The 16,936-nt window shown below is 55.4% G+C and carries 16 protein-coding genes, 1 tRNA gene and 1 pseudogene; 6 read left to right on the top strand and 12 right to left on the bottom strand.

Features of this window, described 5'->3' with window-relative positions:
* Positions 1-126: 126 nt before the first annotated feature.
* Positions 127-2,058 carry a flagellar hook-length control protein FliK gene (locus GR183_RS00090; RefSeq protein WP_160773554.1) on the bottom strand — a complete coding sequence of 644 codons (1,932 nt, stop codon included), beginning with the start codon at positions 2,056-2,058 and terminating at the stop codon, positions 127-129.
* A gap of 503 nt (positions 2,059-2,561) precedes the next feature.
* Here GR183_RS00090 and mnmA point away from each other — a divergent pair.
* The 3 genes from mnmA (at position 2,562) to GR183_RS00075 (ending at position 4,653) form a co-directional block, all read left to right on the top strand.
* Positions 2,562-3,746, top strand: a complete 1,185-nt coding sequence (gene mnmA, locus GR183_RS00085; RefSeq protein ID WP_202395778.1) for a tRNA 2-thiouridine(34) synthase MnmA — start codon at positions 2,562-2,564, stop codon at positions 3,744-3,746.
* Positions 3,743-4,426, top strand: a complete 684-nt coding sequence (locus GR183_RS00080) for a class I SAM-dependent methyltransferase (protein WP_160773553.1) — start codon at positions 3,743-3,745, stop codon at positions 4,424-4,426. The genes mnmA and GR183_RS00080 overlap by 4 nt, the downstream gene beginning before the upstream one ends.
* Before the next feature lie 150 nt (positions 4,427-4,576).
* Positions 4,577-4,653: transfer RNA gene (locus tag GR183_RS00075), tRNA-Met, on the top strand.
* 195 nt (positions 4,654-4,848) lie between these two features.
* Here GR183_RS00075 and GR183_RS00070 read toward each other — a convergent pair.
* Positions 4,849-6,654: an RNA-directed DNA polymerase gene (locus GR183_RS00070; RefSeq protein WP_160773552.1), complete on the bottom strand. Its 1,806-nt coding sequence runs from the start codon at positions 6,652-6,654 to the stop codon at positions 4,849-4,851.
* Between the two features lie 366 nt (positions 6,655-7,020).
* On the opposite strand from GR183_RS00070, the gene GR183_RS00065 reads away from it, so the two are divergent.
* Together GR183_RS00065 and GR183_RS00060 are read left to right on the top strand one after the other, a co-directional pair.
* The gene (locus GR183_RS00065; RefSeq protein ID WP_160773551.1) at positions 7,021-7,251 is read left to right on the top strand and encodes a hypothetical protein; all 231 of its coding nucleotides are present in this window, start codon (positions 7,021-7,023) and stop codon (positions 7,249-7,251) included.
* Positions 7,252-7,267: 16 nt separating this feature from the next.
* Complete coding sequence (locus GR183_RS00060; protein ID WP_160773550.1) at positions 7,268-9,091, top strand: ATP-binding protein; 1,824 nt, start codon at positions 7,268-7,270, stop codon at positions 9,089-9,091.
* A 77-nt stretch (positions 9,092-9,168) separates the two neighbouring features.
* Here GR183_RS00060 and GR183_RS00055 read toward each other — a convergent pair whose 3' ends face one another.
* Both GR183_RS00055 and GR183_RS00050 read right to left on the bottom strand, forming a co-directional pair.
* Entirely contained in the window at positions 9,169-9,375 is a 207-nt protein-coding gene (locus GR183_RS00055) for a hypothetical protein (protein WP_160773549.1), read from the bottom strand.
* Positions 9,376-9,451: 76 nt separating this feature from the next.
* Positions 9,452-9,670: a helix-turn-helix domain-containing protein gene (locus GR183_RS00050; RefSeq protein ID WP_202395777.1), complete on the bottom strand. Its 219-nt coding sequence runs from the start codon at positions 9,668-9,670 to the stop codon at positions 9,452-9,454.
* A gap of 130 nt (positions 9,671-9,800) precedes the next feature.
* Here GR183_RS00050 and GR183_RS00045 point away from each other — a divergent pair, with 130 nt between their 5' ends.
* A complete protein-coding gene (locus tag GR183_RS00045; RefSeq protein ID WP_160773547.1) occupies positions 9,801-10,091 on the top strand; it encodes a hypothetical protein in 291 nt (96 codons plus the stop codon).
* Between the two features lie 394 nt (positions 10,092-10,485).
* Here GR183_RS00045 and GR183_RS00040 read toward each other — a convergent pair whose 3' ends face one another.
* From GR183_RS00040 to GR183_RS00005, 8 genes and pseudogenes are all read right to left on the bottom strand, one after another.
* Complete coding sequence (locus GR183_RS00040) at positions 10,486-11,343, bottom strand: hypothetical protein (protein ID WP_160773546.1); 858 nt, start codon at positions 11,341-11,343, stop codon at positions 10,486-10,488.
* 12 nt (positions 11,344-11,355) lie between these two features.
* On the bottom strand, positions 11,356-11,670 hold the full coding sequence (locus GR183_RS00035; protein WP_160773545.1) for a HigA family addiction module antitoxin: 315 nt from the start codon (positions 11,668-11,670) through the stop codon (positions 11,356-11,358).
* Positions 11,642-11,926, bottom strand: a complete 285-nt coding sequence (locus GR183_RS00030; protein ID WP_160773544.1) for a type II toxin-antitoxin system RelE/ParE family toxin — start codon at positions 11,924-11,926, stop codon at positions 11,642-11,644. Before GR183_RS00030 ends, GR183_RS00035 begins: the two co-directional genes overlap by 29 nt.
* 345 nt (positions 11,927-12,271) lie before the next feature.
* Positions 12,272-13,132, bottom strand: a complete 861-nt coding sequence (locus GR183_RS00025) for an AAA family ATPase (RefSeq protein WP_160773543.1) — start codon at positions 13,130-13,132, stop codon at positions 12,272-12,274.
* A gap of 329 nt (positions 13,133-13,461) precedes the next feature.
* Positions 13,462-14,022, bottom strand: coding sequence for an alpha-ketoglutarate-dependent dioxygenase AlkB (locus GR183_RS00020; protein WP_160773542.1), 561 nt, complete (start codon positions 14,020-14,022; stop codon positions 13,462-13,464).
* 54 nt (positions 14,023-14,076) lie between these two features.
* Positions 14,077-14,829, bottom strand: coding sequence for a Rossmann-like fold-containing protein (locus GR183_RS00015; protein ID WP_160773541.1), 753 nt, complete (start codon positions 14,827-14,829; stop codon positions 14,077-14,079).
* A gap of 531 nt (positions 14,830-15,360) precedes the next feature.
* Positions 15,361-16,335 (bottom strand): YeiH family protein, encoded by a 975-nt coding sequence (locus GR183_RS00010; protein ID WP_202395776.1) that lies wholly within the window; start codon positions 16,333-16,335, stop codon positions 15,361-15,363.
* Positions 16,336-16,441: 106 nt separating this feature from the next.
* Positions 16,442-16,936: pseudogene (locus tag GR183_RS00005) on the bottom strand (UxaA family hydrolase); the annotation flags it as partial.

The raw sequence follows: 16,936 nt of genomic DNA, 5'->3' as shown, positions 1-16,936 counted from the left end.
CTCTAGAGCATATCCCGCAAAATCCGGATCGGATTTCACGACAAGGATATGCTCAAGACGTTGATTCTAGAGCGCTTACTTTTCATGAAAGCAATCCCGCTTTCGTGGAAGACGCTCTGGTAATTCTCACACATGAATATCGACGGCACCGGTGCTGACACCGACATAGGCTCTTCTGACGTCGGCGCCATCTGGCGGGTCAATCTCTTCATCATTGCCAGCCCGCCGATCATTGCGGCCATTTCCTCCGGCACCACCGTCACCGGAAGGGTCGTGACCGGCGAACCCGGGCGAACCGCCCTGATCTCTCAAAGAAAACTGCAGCGAGCTGTTTTCAACCTTGAGACCAGCGGCATCCAGCGCGCGTTCAAGGCCACGTTGGTCACGCATGAACAAATCCAGCGTTTCGCTGCGTTCGACTGTCAGATGGGCCTGAACCGAACCATCGGAGTGAATCTTCAGCCGCACGTCGACGCGCCCGAGTTCCTGCGGATCGAGCCTGATCTGGAACCGGTTTGTGCCTTGAGAGGCATGACGCGTGATCTCGACGGCGACCTGGGTTGCCAGGTGGGCCGATTGCGTGGGGTTCTGCGCGATCTGAGCAGCGGCGCGGGCGGCAGCTGTGCCGCTATTGCTCACCGAAATATCCAAAGGCGCGGTGCCATGCTGCTGCAAACCGGACAGGCTGAATTCCGGCTCGTCCGCTGCACCTTCTCCCTTCAATGCCGCCGCGAAGGTCAGGGCTGCGGCGGATACGCCGGAGCGAAGCGCGCGGCCTGTGGCAGCGTTGCTACCCAAGGCCTCACCTGAAGCTTTGTTTTTTCCTTCGAAGTTTTCAGCATCCGAAGACAAGTTCTCGGAAAATGGCCGGGCATAACGGCTCTGGCCTTCAAAAGCGTCATCGGCAATATGCGGGTCGACCAGGGAAGATATCGGCCGGTCGTCCGCCGCCTTATCGGCGGCTGAATCGCTTCGCACCAATGCAGCCTGGCTCCGGTGCTGCGCCTGACTTTCAGAAGAGACCGCCTGAGAGCTTGCCTGCGCGGAGCCAGCCTGGCGCAAGTCCTTGCCTGGCCGACTTGAAAAATCGTCCGGCTGTTCACCCTCGGAAGCTGTCGCGTTGTTTGCCGGATCAGCTTCTTGAGCCAAATCCTCCAGTGCTTCCGCGCCGGTCGCTACTTTTGTACTGCCGGGTTCATCGGAAGAGTTTGCACCGTTCAGTATCGCACCGTCATTCGCAAGCCCGGTCTTGTCCAGCGGGGTGCCACGCTGCGTCTCGCGCAATGTCGCCTCAACATCCCCCTCCCCTTCTGCCGACTGGTCAGCAAAAGCGGCGGAAATATTCGTTTCCTGATCGGCACCAGGTTCCACCGGCGCGCCGGCCACGGCATCTGAAAGTTTTCCGCTTTCCGGCGCTACGGCTCCTGCGCCGTCAACGTCATCCCCCGCAATGCCTCCTGCTGCGGTGGAGGGAAATTCGCCAGTCTCTGCTCCTGTTTGGATATCGAAATCGACGAGGGGCGCCGCCGCCTCGTTGTCCGTACCGTCTCCTGCACCGGCTGCAACTGCAGCTTCGGCTTCGGCATCGATATTGGTGGCTATGACCTCGCCATCCTCGACAAGCGCAAGGCGCGGCTCGTCGGTCTTCGCGAGATATTGTTGGAGTTCACCGAGCGCCCATGCGGGAGGCGCAAAGAGAGCGCTTTCCTCGCCCGCGCCTTCGCCAGCTTCCGCGGCTTCGCCACCTTGTTCGATCGTCAGGTAAAATCCGCCAAATTCCTCATTCCATGCGAAGGAAAGCCTGGGCGGTTCTTCTCCCGGCGCCGTATCCAGCCTCTGTCTTATTTCCTGAAGAAGAGAACTTTGCAGATCGCCGGTGAACGGCGTTTCAGGCGCAGCTTTTCCCGTGCCATTGACCTGCGCGTTTACAGATCTGATCAGATGAAGCCCGAATTGCGAACGATCACCGGAAGCGGGCGCCTTCCCTGCTCCCACATTTTGCTGGCCACCGAAAAATGCCGAAGCGGCCGATGCTGAAATATTGCCTGCGCTGCTCAACGAACTCTCCGTCTTCAAACACCGGCAGCGGTATCGCGATTTACGGATGCCGCTCCTGACCCGAACCGTTATCTGCAAGTGCCGGGCCAATTGGCTTTTGAATTTAAGCCACTGTTATTCATAATCTTTTTCTCGGAAAAATACGGAACGCACAGCCTGTTCCCGGCAAGGCTTGCCGGGTAGTGGAAATCCTTGCCCGGTCGCGATGCCGGGGAATCTCGGCCAAGACGACGCGGAACCCTTGGCCAATGCAGCGTCCTTCCGATATAGTCCGGCGCGAGATCGTCAGGTTGCGGCGGACATAAGGATTGCCTATCTCGACTGATGAGAAATCGGCCGATCGTTTGCGGGCAGCCATTTATTGCAACCGGGCGAAGCCGAAGTGCAAATCCGGGCGCAGCCAGGTGCGTCGTGTTTCCAGCCGTTGAAGCGCAATCCGGCAGGTCGACGATGTCAGGCTTGAAAATCGGGGATCCTTTCCCCTGCCCACTGAGGTAGTAGCTATGTTGAACAGTCTCGACCTGCCGCGCCGCCCAGAAGACACGCGTGTCGTCGTGGCGATGTCGGGCGGTGTGGATTCCTCCGTCGTCGCCGGGCTGATGAAGCGCGACGGCTATGACGTCATTGGCGTGACGCTGCAGCTTTACGATCACGGGGAAGCAGTGCATCGGGCCGGCGCCTGCTGCGCCGGGCAGGACATTCACGATGCGCGCCGCGTTGCCGAGCGTCTCGGCATTCCCCATTACGTGCTCGACTATGAAAAGCGCTTCAAGGAAGCCGTGATCGACCGCTTCGCCGAAAGCTATATTGCCGGTGAAACCCCGATCCCTTGCGTGTCGTGCAACCAGACAGTGAAGTTTTCCGATCTCCTGGAGACGGCCAAGACACTTGGCGCGGACGTGCTTGCAACCGGTCACTATGTCCGCACAAGGCTGGTCGGCGGCCGGCGCGCCTTGTTCCGCCCCGCCGATCTCGACCGCGATCAGAGCTATTTCCTCTTCGCCACGACGCGCGAACAGCTCGATTTCCTGCGCTTTCCGCTTGGCGGTCTGACGAAGCCCGAAACCCGCGAGCTTGCCCGCGAATTCGGACTTGCGATCGCGGACAAGCAGGACAGCCAGGACATCTGCTTCGTCCCGAAGGGCAAGTATTCCGACGTCATCGAACGGCTTAAGCCGGGCGCGGCCGAACCTGGCGACATCGTCCATCTCGACGGGCGCGTCCTCGGCCGCCACGAGGGCATCATCCACTATACGATCGGCCAGCGCCGCGGCATCGGCGTGGCGACGGGCGAACCGCTTTACGTCGTTCATCTGGATGCCGACAATAGCCGGGTCGTCGTCGGACCGCGCGAAGCACTGGCCACGCGCCGTATCGCCCTGCGGGATGTCAATTGGCTCGGCGACGGGGAACTCTCCGACATTTCTCCCGAAGGCATGGAGTTGTTTGTGAAGGTCCGCTCCACGCGACCGCCTCGGGCGGCGGTTCTGACCTCCAGCGAAGACGGCGTGACCGTCGAGCTTGCCGACGGAGAGACCGGAATCGCACCGGGACAGGCTTGCGTCTTCTTCGACAGCGACGAAGAAGACGCCCGTGTCCTCGGCGGCGGATGGATCGACCGTACGCAGCGTGCCGCCCTGGCCAAAGGAGCCGTCCATGCCAATATCGCAAGCGCGTTCGGCGGATGAGCGAAGGCATTTCCAAACCACGAAACAACGCTTGCGACGAAAGCACGGTTAGCCTTGACAGCGTGAACGCCGCCTATTCCCGCTGGGCACCGGTTTATGACTTCGTTTTCTCCGGCCCTCTTTATTTCGGCCGCCGGGCGGCGGTGCGCGAAGCCAACCGCCTCGGCGGCAAGGTGCTTGAGGTCGGCGTCGGGACGGGGCTTTCTCTGCCAGATTACCGAAGAGACATTCAGATAACCGGAATCGACCTGTCGCAAGACATGCTGGCGCGAGCGAGAGAGCGGGTACGCCGGAAGAAACTTTCGAATGTGGAGGCGCTTCGCGCGATGGATGCGGCGGAACTGGATTTACCGGACGCTTCGTTCGACGTTGCCGCGATCATGTACGTCATGACGGTGGTGCCCGACCCGGCAGCCGTGTTCCGCGAACTTGAACGCGTCGTACGCCCCGGCGGCAAGGTCATCGTCGTCAATCATTTCGCAGCGGAGAGTGGTATTCGCGCCTGGGGCGAAAGGGTGCTTGCCCGCTGGGGGGACTACCTGGGCTGGGACCCGGTCTTTCCCAAGGAAAGGCTTTTTGCCGCTACGCGCATGAAGTGCATCAGCGAAGTTCCCGTGCCGCCCTTCGGTCTTTTCACGAAGTTCGTTTTCGAACGCCCGAAGGACGGCCTTCCCGCTTGAAAAAATAAAGGAAACCCTATTCGTTTCCGTTATTCGGGCTGTTTGACGATCAGGATCGTGGAAACCTGCCCGACGCGCTTGACAGAACGCGCAAGGCCCTCCTATATGCTCGCCAATCTCGCAATCGACAAGATCGTCGATACGACAGGCGGCGGAGTAGCTCAGCTGGTTAGAGCAGCGGAATCATAATCCGCGTGTCGGGGGTTCAAGTCCCTCCTCCGCTACCAATTTTTCCAAAAATTTTCATATGGTTAGACTTGGGACGCTACGAGTCCATCTGCGCGTGGAACGCCCGGGGTTGCATCCTGGGTTTCAAAGGTGCGCGCTTGAATGCGACGAGACGAAATAGTCTGGTATTACAAAACTAAAATCGGGAAGATCTTAGGTTGGCACTGGTCAGACGCAATCTTTCGAGAGAAGAGCTAATAGACACCTAGACGCTTTGCGATAGCGCGATAGTACACATCGTCAAAAACGGGTGCTGTTGTAGCACGAAGTTTATTTCGTTTCACAATCGGGACTTTGTCGTTCTGGAGAGCAGATAACAGGCATAAAAACTTGGCGTGTGTCATACCCGTCCCTCGAGATGGATTGAGATTGCTCAACGAGGGATACATATCGTCGAAAACTGACTTCTCTTTTGCTAACTGCCAGTGAAACCTGAAGGTTTGCCGTATTCCATCGTTCGCCGTCGATATTGCTAATGCTCGAAATTTCTTCTCATGGCTTGTTCCTCGAAATAGTGGCGTGAACGCACCAACCAGCCGACCGAGCCGTTCATGCTGGAGCCATGCGGGCCTATTGGACATTATAGTATTCATCAGCTCGTCGACAGAAGTATACTTGGATCGCAACCAAAGGCCGCAATAAAGGCCGTAATAGGTTCGCCCATCAGTTGCAGAAATCAGGCTTTCGATATGCTCTTTTCGCTGGCTTCGTGTTTCAACACGAGTTTCGACGAGGTAGTTCGATATGTCCACTAAAGCCGCATCATCGACAAGCCATCCAGACGAGGCAACGTCCGCAATAGCTTTGGCCCTTGCCGGTGTGAGCGGCTGACTGCGGATATACGCCAATGCGTTTTCTCTTACGCTTGGTCGCAACCTAATCAACTTCTCGAGTGCATTCGGCGGCAGTTGGACTTTTAGTTTGGAAGCAAGGGTGATGTAGCGCTTCAGCACCTTTTCGCCATTGCCAGCGTCAAATGCACCCGATTTGAGGCCCCGAGTTAGTCGCAACCTCACCACTTTGCGCTCTCGGTCTATAGAAAGGCCCGCTGCAAGGCGCCGATCAACTCGCTCCTGAAGATTATCCAGACGCGCATTTTCAACGACCCGAAAATGCGCGAGCGCTTCGCGGCGGGTAAGTATCTTGGTCTTGCCGCTATTGAGTCTCACTTGTTTTGTTTGCAATACTAGATCGACAGATTTCAATGCTTCCTTAGCTTCAATTATAGTATCCACGCCTATATCGATATCATCCATATATCTGACGAAGTCTTTGTTCGGATCGCTAGCTAGAAACTCATCAAGCTCATAGAGAAAGCAGTGAGCTAAAAGGCGTGGGGCATCTAAGTTAATTTGGGGCAGACCAACTTCCACTCTCGGTGCATAATCCGGTTGCCAAAGCAGATCACTGAGCACGTAGATCAGCATATCCAAGACACTTTCTTCCACGTCTGTGATAGACGCGATGATATTACGCAAGTGTCCATACGAAATCGTATCGTAGTAGTTAGCTATATCCGTAATTACAACATAGCGCCGGTTTTTAGAGAAGCTGAATAGTTCTCGCTGAAAGTTCAGCCAAGATGCAAATGTCCCATATTCGGAACGCGACGCAGAGAAACGATGCTCCTTTGGCTCGAAAAAAGACCTGTCAGTCGGCGCCTTGCCCTTTATCTGGTTGTACAGTGCATCGGATAGGCATTGCAGCACCAAGGCATCGCGAACCGAAGGTATAACGAGTTGGCGACAAAGGCCCTTTCCTTTCTCAACAAGAATGCGTTGAGCGCGCTGAGGGACATAACTACCTTCAAGGATCAACCTAGAAAGCTTGAGACACTCCTGCTTATGGGCGACGTGAAAGTCAAAATTTTCAACACCATCATTGAGAAACTGCTGTCGCATCGATATCCGCACTTTCTTCTTCCACACCCGTTCGAGATTGCTCGGTGAGAAGATGCTTCGCAAAGGTTTTGCACGAATATCAAATCGGGGTGAACGCATGGCCAGTAGCTCGCTTTAGTTGAACCGCCACGCTCCCAGTTTATGCTTAACAGCTTGCTAATAAGGGAATGCTCAGTGTCCCATAGCTCACCTGCAAGCGGGGAATAGCCCCCGCGCCTCCCTCTCCCGAGTCGATCCCTTTTATCTAGCTCCGCGGAGCACGGGGCTTGTGCAGCTTCGCAAGTTCCGAATGCGTTGTTGCACGGTCTGAAACAGACATCGCTCTTGCCAATATGGCACCGTGCGGCACTCTATATTTTTCAAACATTCTTCGAATATTCGAAAAATATTCCTCAAATATCTTGACCATATGACACCGGGCTCACATATTTTGTAGACGATCCGAGAATTCCAAATGGTGAACAAATGGCCGTCGAAGAAAAGAAGCGTGCGAAATTCCGCGAGCTTGCGGAGAAGAGGACAAATAAGGCCCTTGAGGCAATTCGCTTGATAGGGAACCTCTCGAACCGGCAGACTTACGTTTACGAAGATGATGAGGTTCGAAAGATCGTTAAGGCATTGCGTGACGCCGTATCCGAGGTTGAATTGAGGTTCGGCAGGACGTCAGGCCGTGGCGGCGGTGAATTCAAACTTTGAAACGGAGTGAATTGCGATGCACATCAAGCAAATTACGCCAATCACTATCCGGGACATAGACTTTACGGTCGCGCGACAGATCGAGCAGTGCCCAAAAACGATGATGCTTCGTGAATTGGTTGTTAATGCGATTGAGGCCGCTGCTAAAGCACCGGAAGGGCGGCGTGTCGTTGAACTTAAGGGAAAATCGGTATCTGAATGCGGGGATACCCGTAAACTAGCAATTTGGAACACCGGTCCAGGTATGAGTAGCGCCGAGCTTGATCACATATGCGATCTCGCGGCGTCGCTCGGCAAAGATATGGCTCTTGAAGGCAACTTTGGCATGGGCGCAAAGGTTGCGTCCCTCCCTTCTAATACACTGGGGATACGTTATCGATCTTGTAGCGAGGGCACTGTCAGCCAAGTCATCCTTGGGAAACGCGAAGGCACCTACGGAAAGATATGGGTTCCAGTCGAAGACTCCTTTGAGGAGGTCATCGACGTAACAGACCGCGTTCGCGAAGAAGCCGAATATCGGCTTGATGAAGATTGGACCGAGGTCGTTCTTTTTGGCAACCGTGCCGATCAGGATACCGTGGCTGATCCTTACAACGGCGATCCGACGCAAGATCGTCAATGGATCACTACCTATCTTTACCATCGCCTATATCGTCTACCGCAGGGAGTCGAACTCTATCTGCATGAAGGTACACATCCGCGCGATGGACGACGGCAGTTCAAGGCAATACCCGAGCGGTCGGAAGCGTTTGGCCGTATTGAAACGATCGAGGTCGGAGAGGGAATGAAGGTGCACTACTTCTATGACCCTCCTTACCAAGACGGCGGCCACAACAAGTCGATTTCCGGGTCACTAACTTCATCCATCAGCACTGCGGCAGTAGTTTTTCGAGGTGAGATGTTTGATGTGCGAAAGGGAAGAAAATGGGCGGCCGACGCACCTGCATTCGGCATTCCGTTCGGCGCTCGACACATCTCCATTCATGTTGAGTTGCCGGATGATTTCCCTGTCCGACACGAGCCATATAGACGGTTTGTGCAGCTGACTGCCGGTGACCAACGGCAGTTGGTCATCGAGGACTTTGCCGAAATCGTCTTTCGATATCGACCAGATTGGCTCGTAGAAATCATAAACTCACTTGCGCCTAAGACCTCTGCATCAACGGATGACTTACGCAAGGAGTTGCAGGATCTGCTAAATCAGCTTCGTGTTAAAACCCAAAGCCCACGCCTTGCGGCAGATGGAGTCGACCCCGTCGAAGAAGGCGGCGCGCGCGGTGCAACACGAGGAGATGTGAACGGCTCGGCTCGTGGTGAGCGCGAGTCGGTTCGTCCTACCGATCTTATATTCAACCCAGCTGGGGCAAAACGGGCCAACATTTCCAAAAACTTGGAGGTAGCCCCAGAGATAATTCCCCTCCGCGATGAGGATGAAGTTGCCGAGAAGGGCATCTCCGGGAAGGCCGCGCGCTATGTCCGTGAAACCAATCAGTTGTTCGTCAACTTGACCTACTCGGCAGCGGAAGCGGCGCAAAAGCACTTGGAATTGCGCTACGCGACCTATGAGGATCCAGAACTGGTGCGAGAACTCGCGCGCCAATGGTCTGAGCGCTTGATCATGGGTCGGGTTGGTTATGCCGTCATCTACGCACAAGCCAAGCAATTGATTAGGGAATGGACACCAGACGACGTGAAGAAGGCGTTGGAGCCTGAAAGCCTAAGCTTAGCGGCGGACGGTTGGCGCGATGCCGTCGGGAATGTGTATCGGAGCTTAAGCAAGCGCTTTGGGGCTGCAAAAGAGGCGACCGAACCTGAAGCAGAAATTGAAGTGGCTGGTTAGTTCGACCCAACAGCCCGGTATCGGACCTATGGCTACCGCTCAGCCACTTCTTTTTATCACGATGCGCTTTCCAGACATCAGCTTTTCGAAGCAAGTAAGGCTCTGGCTTCCTTCTCCCCAGCCGATCCTTTCACCCAGCTCCAAGGTGCGCGAGGGTTGTGCAGTTTTGCCAGTTCAGGATGCTTCTTCGGATCGCGGGCAGCGGCTCGTAACTTTTCGCGGGCTTCACGCGGATCGAGTTTCAGCTCAGCGCAGAGCTGCTTGAGGGTGATGATGTCGGTCATTGATCGTCTCCTTTTGGTTTCAAGACGATCTATCCAATAAGACGACCACAGAGGCCGTGTCAGGGATAATCCCAGATCACGGGTAGGGTTTGTCGATGCTGGTCAAGACGGCGCTGAACAGGTGTGCGGGATCAAGGCCGAGAGCTTTCGCCAAAGAAATGAACTCGACCACGTCTATGCGGCGCTCGTTGCGCTCGACCTTGGCGACGTAAGATTGCGGTTTCCCTAGACGGTCAGCGACTTCCTGCTGCGTCAGGCCAGCAGCGTTTCGCGCGTCCAAGAGGATCGCGGTCAACTTCCGGTATTCGTCTGAGTGGATCGACCTCGGCACGCATCACCCCAATTGTGTGCGCCGAGAGCTAATCCGATTTTAGAATTATCCCATTTTGGGTTATCATACTCGCATTGCTGTTGGAGCAGATGCGATGGGGCGGTTCTTTATCGATTACCTTCCACTTGTTGTCTTCATCGCCCTGATCGTGGCAACCGGGCTTTGGCACGCTTGGGAGTTTCGCCTGAAGCCTCTCGCAATCCCCAAGGCCAAGATCGACGCCATTGTTGACGACCTGATAGCCCAGCATGGCCCTGATGCCGAAGATCGAGCGCGCGGCTATGAAGAGGAGCAATGGTACAGGTCCGATACCTACGAGCAGGGCAAGTGGCGTCGGGTCAGGCGCGAGTTGTGGCGGCGGTATCATGCGGGCGAGTGGGAATAGCACCTGCAACTAACCGGCACTCTACACGGACAATTGCGCGCGCGGCAGCGTTACAATGGGCCAGGAGCGTCGGCAGCGTCATGTGCTGAGGGTGTATGCCTGCGCACATGCAAACGCCCAGCGCTGGCTCGCTGAGGCGCGTCGGTTGTTCGTTGTAGGGGTGAAGGTTCGATCGACTAGGCCACCGGCGTAGTGGACATCACAAGCACGCTCTGAAACCCAGTATTGGCACCCACGTGTCACCCAGCGGAGGTGGCCACAGGTAAGGGTGAAATCGGAGGTGTTGATTTCATTGGAGTTTGACGAACCAAAAGTCATCCGACAGTCTGATCAATCATCAGCGTGTCGGTCTGCATACATCGCTGCTGGGGTGCATGGACTATCGCAGGAATGCTCAGAAGGGATACGGTCCGTAGACGTCTTCCTCTATCTGCTCGACGAGCGATTTTATGAGGTCGGCTGTTTCTTGAACGTACGCCTTGGTGAATTTGGTCAGTTGAGCTCCATCTTTATCGAAACCGTTTCGGTGGATGCAGTCATGTCGATAGTTGATCGCCTTCATCAGTTTTGCCTTGTCGGCGTCGCTGCGCAGAACGGTGACTTCAAGTGCTGTTCGGTAAAGGAAGTCCACTTTCGGCAAATTGTGATAGAGGATCGACCGCAGGTATTGCGCTACAGCTTCGCTCACAATCTCGGGTTTGGCTGCTATTTCAGCGAGACCAAATCGCTGCTTCGCGAGTTCCTTGTCTGCCTCCAGTAGGCGCAACATGGCTTCGGGCTTTTCGTTGACGCGGTTTTTCAACGTGTCGCCCAAATAGGCTTCCATAGCGCCCACTTGCTGAGCAAATACCATGCGGTTGATCAAGTGAGACCCGTCGTCCCCACCGTGATCAGCCAGGATGTCGCCAGTGTGGTGATAGGATTGCATAAATACGTCGTAGGGGTTGGCCGGGATGTCCGTCTCAGTCCAGTCCTCGTCAGGGGGCGAGAAAAAGGCCATGTCCGCATCAACCACGGTGTCTGGGTGCTCATCGAGGGTCACGTCGCAACTGCTTGATGAGTTGTAGACATAAGCGGAGAAAGCGGTCTTGCAGTGGTTGCACACCACCTCGGTTTGATCCTCAGAGGTTAGGTCTGACATCTTCTCGGCGGCACCCCAATTGGGTTCAGGCACCTCTGCAGATGTTTCGGCGTACTTTCCGCACACCGGGCATTCAAAGCGAACGTCGGTTTCAAATCTCTGGATTTCCATCGTCTGTAGCTCTTAGGCCGCCCTCGGGGCGATCGTATCCAGATCACTCTCGATCACCCGGCGGCGTTCCATCAGGTCAAAGTCGGTTTGTAGCCCGAGGAAGAAGCCCTCGGACATGCCGAAGTAGCGCGCAAGGCGCAGGTCGGTGTCGGCAGTCAATGCGCGCTTACCCAAGACGATTTCATTGATACGACGCGGCGGCACATGCACGGCGCGGGCAAGAGCATTCTGGCTGATGCCCATCGGCTTGAGAAATTCCTCAAGTAGAATTTCGCCGGGATGTGGGTTGGGCAGAAGCTCAGTCATGATAGTCGACGATTTCGACATTGCTCGGTCCTCCATCCTGCCATTCGAAGCAGATGCGCCATTGATCATTGATCCGAATGCTGTGCTGCCCCTTGCGCCCGCCCTTGAGGGCTTCGAGTCGATTGCCGGGTGGTACGCGCATATCCTGCAATACGCGGGCCTGATTGAGCAGACGCAGCTTGCGCAATGCCACCGATTGAATATCGGGCGGCAACTTGCGGCTTCGCCGTCCTAACCAGATCAATTTCGTTTCGGGATCAGCGAAGCTTTGGATCATGAGGGAATATAACGCATCACTTTATATAACGCAATACGTCATGCTGGCCAATCGACCACAGTGGATAGGAGAGGGTGTTTTTTAATAGGCGACCTCTTCGGGCGCGGACAAGCACGCATATCGACTGCTGAGGTTTTGGACCTGTAGCCGAATTTCGGCGAGGAGTCAGATCGCCATTTCTCGTGACTGACATTCTGGCAACCTGGCGATCTGAGTTCTGAGGTAGACATCTTCAGGCTGCCAGATTGCCAGAATTCCTCTGCACACAATTGGCGCTCTGACGCGCTCCAACAAAAACGCCCCGGCGAATAAACCGGGACGCTGTTGCACAAGGAGAACCTGTGGTCACCCATCGCTAGGCAATCGCCAAACCCATTTGCGCTTTTGCTGCTCGACGATCACATTCAGCTCTGACTTGGCGCGATCAAGCGTCCGCTTCTTGATGCCTTCATTCTCGGCCTTTTCGAGCAGGTATTTTGCGGGCATTGGGCCGTCTTTCAGCTCAGCCCGCAAAAACTCGACGGCATTCCTGCGAGGTGGTGGCCTTTCGTCGCTATCGTCACTGCCGAGGTCATCAATCGAGATGTCGGACTGTCCGCGCCATTGGATAATGGGCAGGTCTTCTCCGTCCTTTTTGACCACCTCGTAAACCCAGCTTTTACTCTGTGTCGTGAGGTTCCATTTTAAATGGACCATGAGACGCAAATCTGGATTGTCGGGGTGCTTTTCGATGCGAATTGCCGAGCGTGCAAAGCCAATCACATCAATGCCACCCGCGCCCTGATATATCTGCTTGTCGCGCTTGGTCTTGGTCAAATGCCGGATCAGCAGAACAGCCGCGTTGGACGACTCCCCGATTTCATTTAACTCGCCCATGATCGCGCGAATTTCATTCGGGCTGTAAGCGTTTCGGTCAGCCGGCACATAGTTGAACAGCGGGTCCAGAACAATAAGGCCGGGCTTGTGTCTTCGCACATGATGCCGCAGCGTTCGAAGACCATCATCATCAAAGGCCGAGTACTTGCCTTGCACCCAGATCTTATCGGGATTGCCACCGAGTGCTTTGATGCGCGGACTGAACGTCTGAGGGTCGCTTTTCCGCTGGGTTGCAATAGGGGTACATTGGCATGTGGGCTTGAATGCAACGCTCTGAAATCCTTTGAGAAAGTTTGGCGACTCATTTCCGAATACGTTCAATCGGTCCATGACACGCTTTGGGTTGTTTTGTGGCTAAGTGATTGATATATAAAGCTTTATCATAACCCGATCCTCGGGGGTGCATGTTTTTCCAGAGCCGAGAATTTCTAATTCAGTTCAATGGCTTAGCGCAGTAGACACGCGGATAAATTGTGGCGGGTCATCGGAAATTCTAGCCTAATCCCTGTGGAGGCTCCTGTTTTTCCTATACGATCCCGGTTCAAGTCTCAGGGGTGCATATGGGGTTCATCGGCTATAGCGTCGCCAAAATGGACACGCGGACTACAACTCCGCGCGTCAGGGTGTGTTTTGGGGCCGGGTGAATATCAAAGGCTCTGCTAACCGGCCAACACAACGGTTCGTAAGGTCAAAGATACCCTTCGTGAACGCGTGACCCTTACGCCCTCAATCACATCCGATTTTCGCGCGGGAATGCCATGTGTCCAGCCAAAGCGGGCTTCATCTTGGAGAACCAAAAGGCTCCGTGGCTCCAGGCAACGAGATATCGCTTCTTTTGAATTTACGTTCACAAAATTCATCTCGCAGGGCGAGCCAAGGCTAAGCGAAGCGATGGTGTCGCCAAAGCATGGTTCGCAATCGACATGTGCGGCGATGCCTTGCCCGGGTAGGTACTCGTTGATGATCACCTGATCGGGCTTTGCGTCGAAAATCTCTGCTTCCCAGAGACGGATAGACAAGTCATCCAGCCAGCTTGGTAGAGGGCCAAGGTAAGCGTCATCAGTTACGCGACGAGCCTTATAGTCGTAGCGATATCCGTAGTGCTGTACACGACGTTTCAGGTCACCAAGCCAAGGCAATTCGTCGATCTTGCTAAGCAACGCAATTTCATCGGGTTGGCTGATGTAGCTGGGAAGATACTGGGCGCAGGCTGGTAGCATGGGTGAAATCTCATCTGGCAATTTTGCTAATGATAGCGGCGGATTGTTGTCGGGTCACGGCAATCTGAATACCCAAGTGCTGAAGGAGCGGTACTTGGCCAATGCACTTTGGCCGCCCAACGTGTTGGCGTGCATATAGCCCGGAAAGCGGGAAGGCTTGAACTTGTGAATCTCGGGTTCGCCGAAACCCGCAAATCGTGCCGCTGCAGGCAGACCGAATGCGCCCGCATAGAACGAGCTGTCGACGACAGTCATGACAACAAGTCCACCCCGGACTAGCTGTCCTGCCGCGCTGCGCAAGAATTTGCGGGCCAGAATGTGGTTTGGATTACGTCCATAAATGGGTGTACGGCTTGCGACATTTGGGAAATTGAAAATGATGGAATGGAATTTCGTTGCGCCGAAGTGCGTCTGAAGCCGGGTTGCATTGATGCCGTTGAGAACTTTAGCACCCATCCGTGCAAGTTGGCTTGCATTCTGAAGGGCGGCTGGGGAAAGTCGTCTTGCGGGCTCAAAGGTCGTTGCGGTGAAGTCCTTTGCTACGGTGGGCCTCAATTTTGCAAGCGCCAGCGAGAAACTCAGATTTCCCTCACCAAGAAAAAGAGTCCGTCCTTGGGAAACGGTTTGCACATAGTCGAAGGCGCCGAGCTTTCCCTTGTGGACTAAGAGTTGCTCGATGAGGGTTTGTTCGAGAAAATCGTGGGTGAACTTCGCCTCAACCGCAGCAGGTTCGACCCGCAAGGGGCGACCTAGAACTTTATTCACTGCCTCGATCACTGTCGGCGCTTCGGCGTATCGCTGGTTCATCTGGGCGTCCTATTGTGTGCCGGTGTCTGCACCAATGGTACGCCTGCGGCTAAAGGGGAGGATAAGTTTGACCACAGCCGCTTATTTCAGAGTGCTCGATTGCAATAGGGTGCAAGCGTCGCCGGGCTTAAATGCAGTGCTTTGAAATCTATTGAGAAAGTTTGGCGAGCCATTTCTGAACGCGATCAAATGGCCCATGAAACGGCTTGGGTCGGACTGTGGCTAAGTGATTGAGATTTAAGTCTAAATCATAATCTGCGTGTCGGGGGTTCAAGTCCCTCCTCCGCTACCAAAATTTACTTTAGATATTTGATATTATTAAGCAATCAGACCAAAAATATTTCATACCAATATTCGAAAATGATTTTCCGTTTCTGTCGCATAATTCAACGCCACCCGACTTCGCCCGTCGGATAGGTCGTGATCTCATGCTGTTGCGATGATTGAAGCCGGGTGAGCGCTCACCCGCCCGTCGCGTGGAACGAAGGCTTACAAACGAATTACCGCGACGCCGTTGTTATTGCGGATGCTTCAACGCCCTGCCAGGCCGATCTCGACCGCAGCTATCGCGAGTGCCAGCAGAAACAGCGTTTCCACGACGACAACGGCGACATGGCGCCAGCCGAGCTGCAGCATGTCCTTCATGTTGGTGCGGACACCCAGCGCCGAAATGGCGATGACAAGCATCCATGATGAAAGGCCGACGCCAACGCTCGTCACGGCCTCGGGAATGAGGCCGAAACTGTTCGCCGTGGTAACCGCCGCAAAGCCGACTACGAACAACGGCAACCTGACCTTTTCCCGCCCTTCCCCTCCCGAACGGGCCAGTGTCATGATCACGACGATCAGCACGATCGGCAGCATGGTAACGCGGACCAGCTTGATGATCGTGGAGATATCTCCGGCCTCCGGCGAGATGGAATAGCCTGCGCCAACCACCTGCGCGACATCGTGAATAGTGGCGCCGACCAGAAACCCGCTTTGCGTTTCATCCAGACCAAGCAGGGAAAACAGAATGGGGTAGAAAATCATCGCCACGGTGGAAAGCGTCGTTACCGAAACCACGGTGAACAGCGTGTTTCGTTCGGTCTTGTCGTTGTGCGGAATGACCGAGGCGATCGCAAGGGCTGCCGAGGCCCCGCATATCGCGACCGATCCACCTGTCAGGAGGGAAAACCTCCACCCCCTGCCGAACAATTTTCCGCAGACGAAACCGGATCCTATCGTCAGGGTGAGCAGACCCACGACGGTCAAAAACGTCGAAAGGCCGAGCGAGGCGATGTCGCCACCGGTGATGCGCATTCCAAGTAATACGATACCCGCCCGAAGGAGCGTCTTGGAGCTGAACTCGATGCCCGGCCGGAAGCGCTCGTCGACGGCGAGAAAATTGAAGGCCATGCCAACGAGCAATGCGAAAAGCATCATGGGAGCGCTATAGTGCTCGCCCAGAAACCTCGCCGCGGTGGCGACCGTAAGAGCGAGGAGAACCCCCGGAAACAAGGGCATCAATTCGCCCTTCAGCCTGGTTGTTGAATATATTGACATTGCGCCCGCATTTCCGCCGCCGGGACCTCGTCCAGGCGGCGGCTATTGTCTTTGATGGTGCCGCCGCTCAGGCGCTTCTGTAGAGCTTGGTCATCGAGAATTCGCGGTGTCCGAGCGCTTCTGAGGCGGTGTTGCGGCCGTTGGCCGTGCGCACGATCATGTCGATCAGGGCGTCGCCCGCCTCGTCGATGGTCATCTCCCGGCGCAGGATTCCCGAAACGTCGACGTCGACGTGCTCGCTCATCGTGCGCACCGTGCGCGGGTTCGCCGTGATCTTGACGACCGGCACGATCGGATTGCCGATCACGTTGCCCTGCCCCGTCGGGAAGGTGTGGACCACATAGCCGCCGGCCGCCATCAGCGTGACGCATTCCGCAGCCGCTGACGAGGAGTCCATGAAATAAAGGCCCCTGCCGGACTTCGGCGCCTCTGCCGGATCGAGGATGTCGATGTATTTCGACGTCCGGCCGATCTTTTCCAGATTGCCGAGCGCCTTTTCCTCGATCGTCGTCAGCCCGCCCTCGATGTTGCCCTTGGTCGGCTGACTATCGGAAAGATCGTC

The organism is Stappia sediminis, from assembly GCF_009826895.1.
Lineage (GTDB): Bacteria > Pseudomonadota > Alphaproteobacteria > Rhizobiales > Stappiaceae > Hongsoonwoonella > Hongsoonwoonella sediminis.
This window is presented reverse-complemented; position numbering and strand designations above follow the sequence as displayed.

Excerpts from the sequence above, each read along its gene's own strand:
- GR183_RS00015 (WP_160773541.1), bottom strand. The coding sequence starts at position 14,829 with ATGAACCAGCGATACGCCGAAGCGCCGACAGTGATCGAGGCAGTGAAT.
- GR183_RS00040 (WP_160773546.1), bottom strand. The coding sequence starts at position 11,343 with ATGGAAATCCAGAGATTTGAAACCGACGTTCGCTTTGAATGCCCGGTG.
- GR183_RS00010 (WP_202395776.1), bottom strand. The coding sequence starts at position 16,335 with ATGCCCTTGTTTCCGGGGGTTCTCCTCGCTCTTACGGTCGCCACCGCG.
- GR183_RS00065 (WP_160773551.1), top strand. The coding sequence starts at position 7,021 with ATGGCCGTCGAAGAAAAGAAGCGTGCGAAATTCCGCGAGCTTGCGGAG.
- GR183_RS00045 (WP_160773547.1), top strand. The coding sequence starts at position 9,801 with ATGGGGCGGTTCTTTATCGATTACCTTCCACTTGTTGTCTTCATCGCC.
- mnmA (WP_202395778.1), top strand. The coding sequence starts at position 2,562 with ATGTTGAACAGTCTCGACCTGCCGCGCCGCCCAGAAGACACGCGTGTC.
- GR183_RS00035 (WP_160773545.1), bottom strand. The coding sequence starts at position 11,670 with ATGTCGAAATCGTCGACTATCATGACTGAGCTTCTGCCCAACCCACAT.
- GR183_RS00070 (WP_160773552.1), bottom strand. The coding sequence starts at position 6,654 with ATGCGTTCACCCCGATTTGATATTCGTGCAAAACCTTTGCGAAGCATC.
- GR183_RS00060 (WP_160773550.1), top strand. The coding sequence starts at position 7,268 with ATGCACATCAAGCAAATTACGCCAATCACTATCCGGGACATAGACTTT.
- GR183_RS00080 (WP_160773553.1), top strand. The coding sequence starts at position 3,743 with ATGAGCGAAGGCATTTCCAAACCACGAAACAACGCTTGCGACGAAAGC.
- GR183_RS00030 (WP_160773544.1), bottom strand. The coding sequence starts at position 11,926 with ATGATCCAAAGCTTCGCTGATCCCGAAACGAAATTGATCTGGTTAGGA.
- GR183_RS00055 (WP_160773549.1), bottom strand. The coding sequence starts at position 9,375 with ATGACCGACATCATCACCCTCAAGCAGCTCTGCGCTGAGCTGAAACTC.
- GR183_RS00020 (WP_160773542.1), bottom strand. The coding sequence starts at position 14,022 with ATGCTACCAGCCTGCGCCCAGTATCTTCCCAGCTACATCAGCCAACCC.
- GR183_RS00025 (WP_160773543.1), bottom strand. The coding sequence starts at position 13,132 with ATGGACCGATTGAACGTATTCGGAAATGAGTCGCCAAACTTTCTCAAA.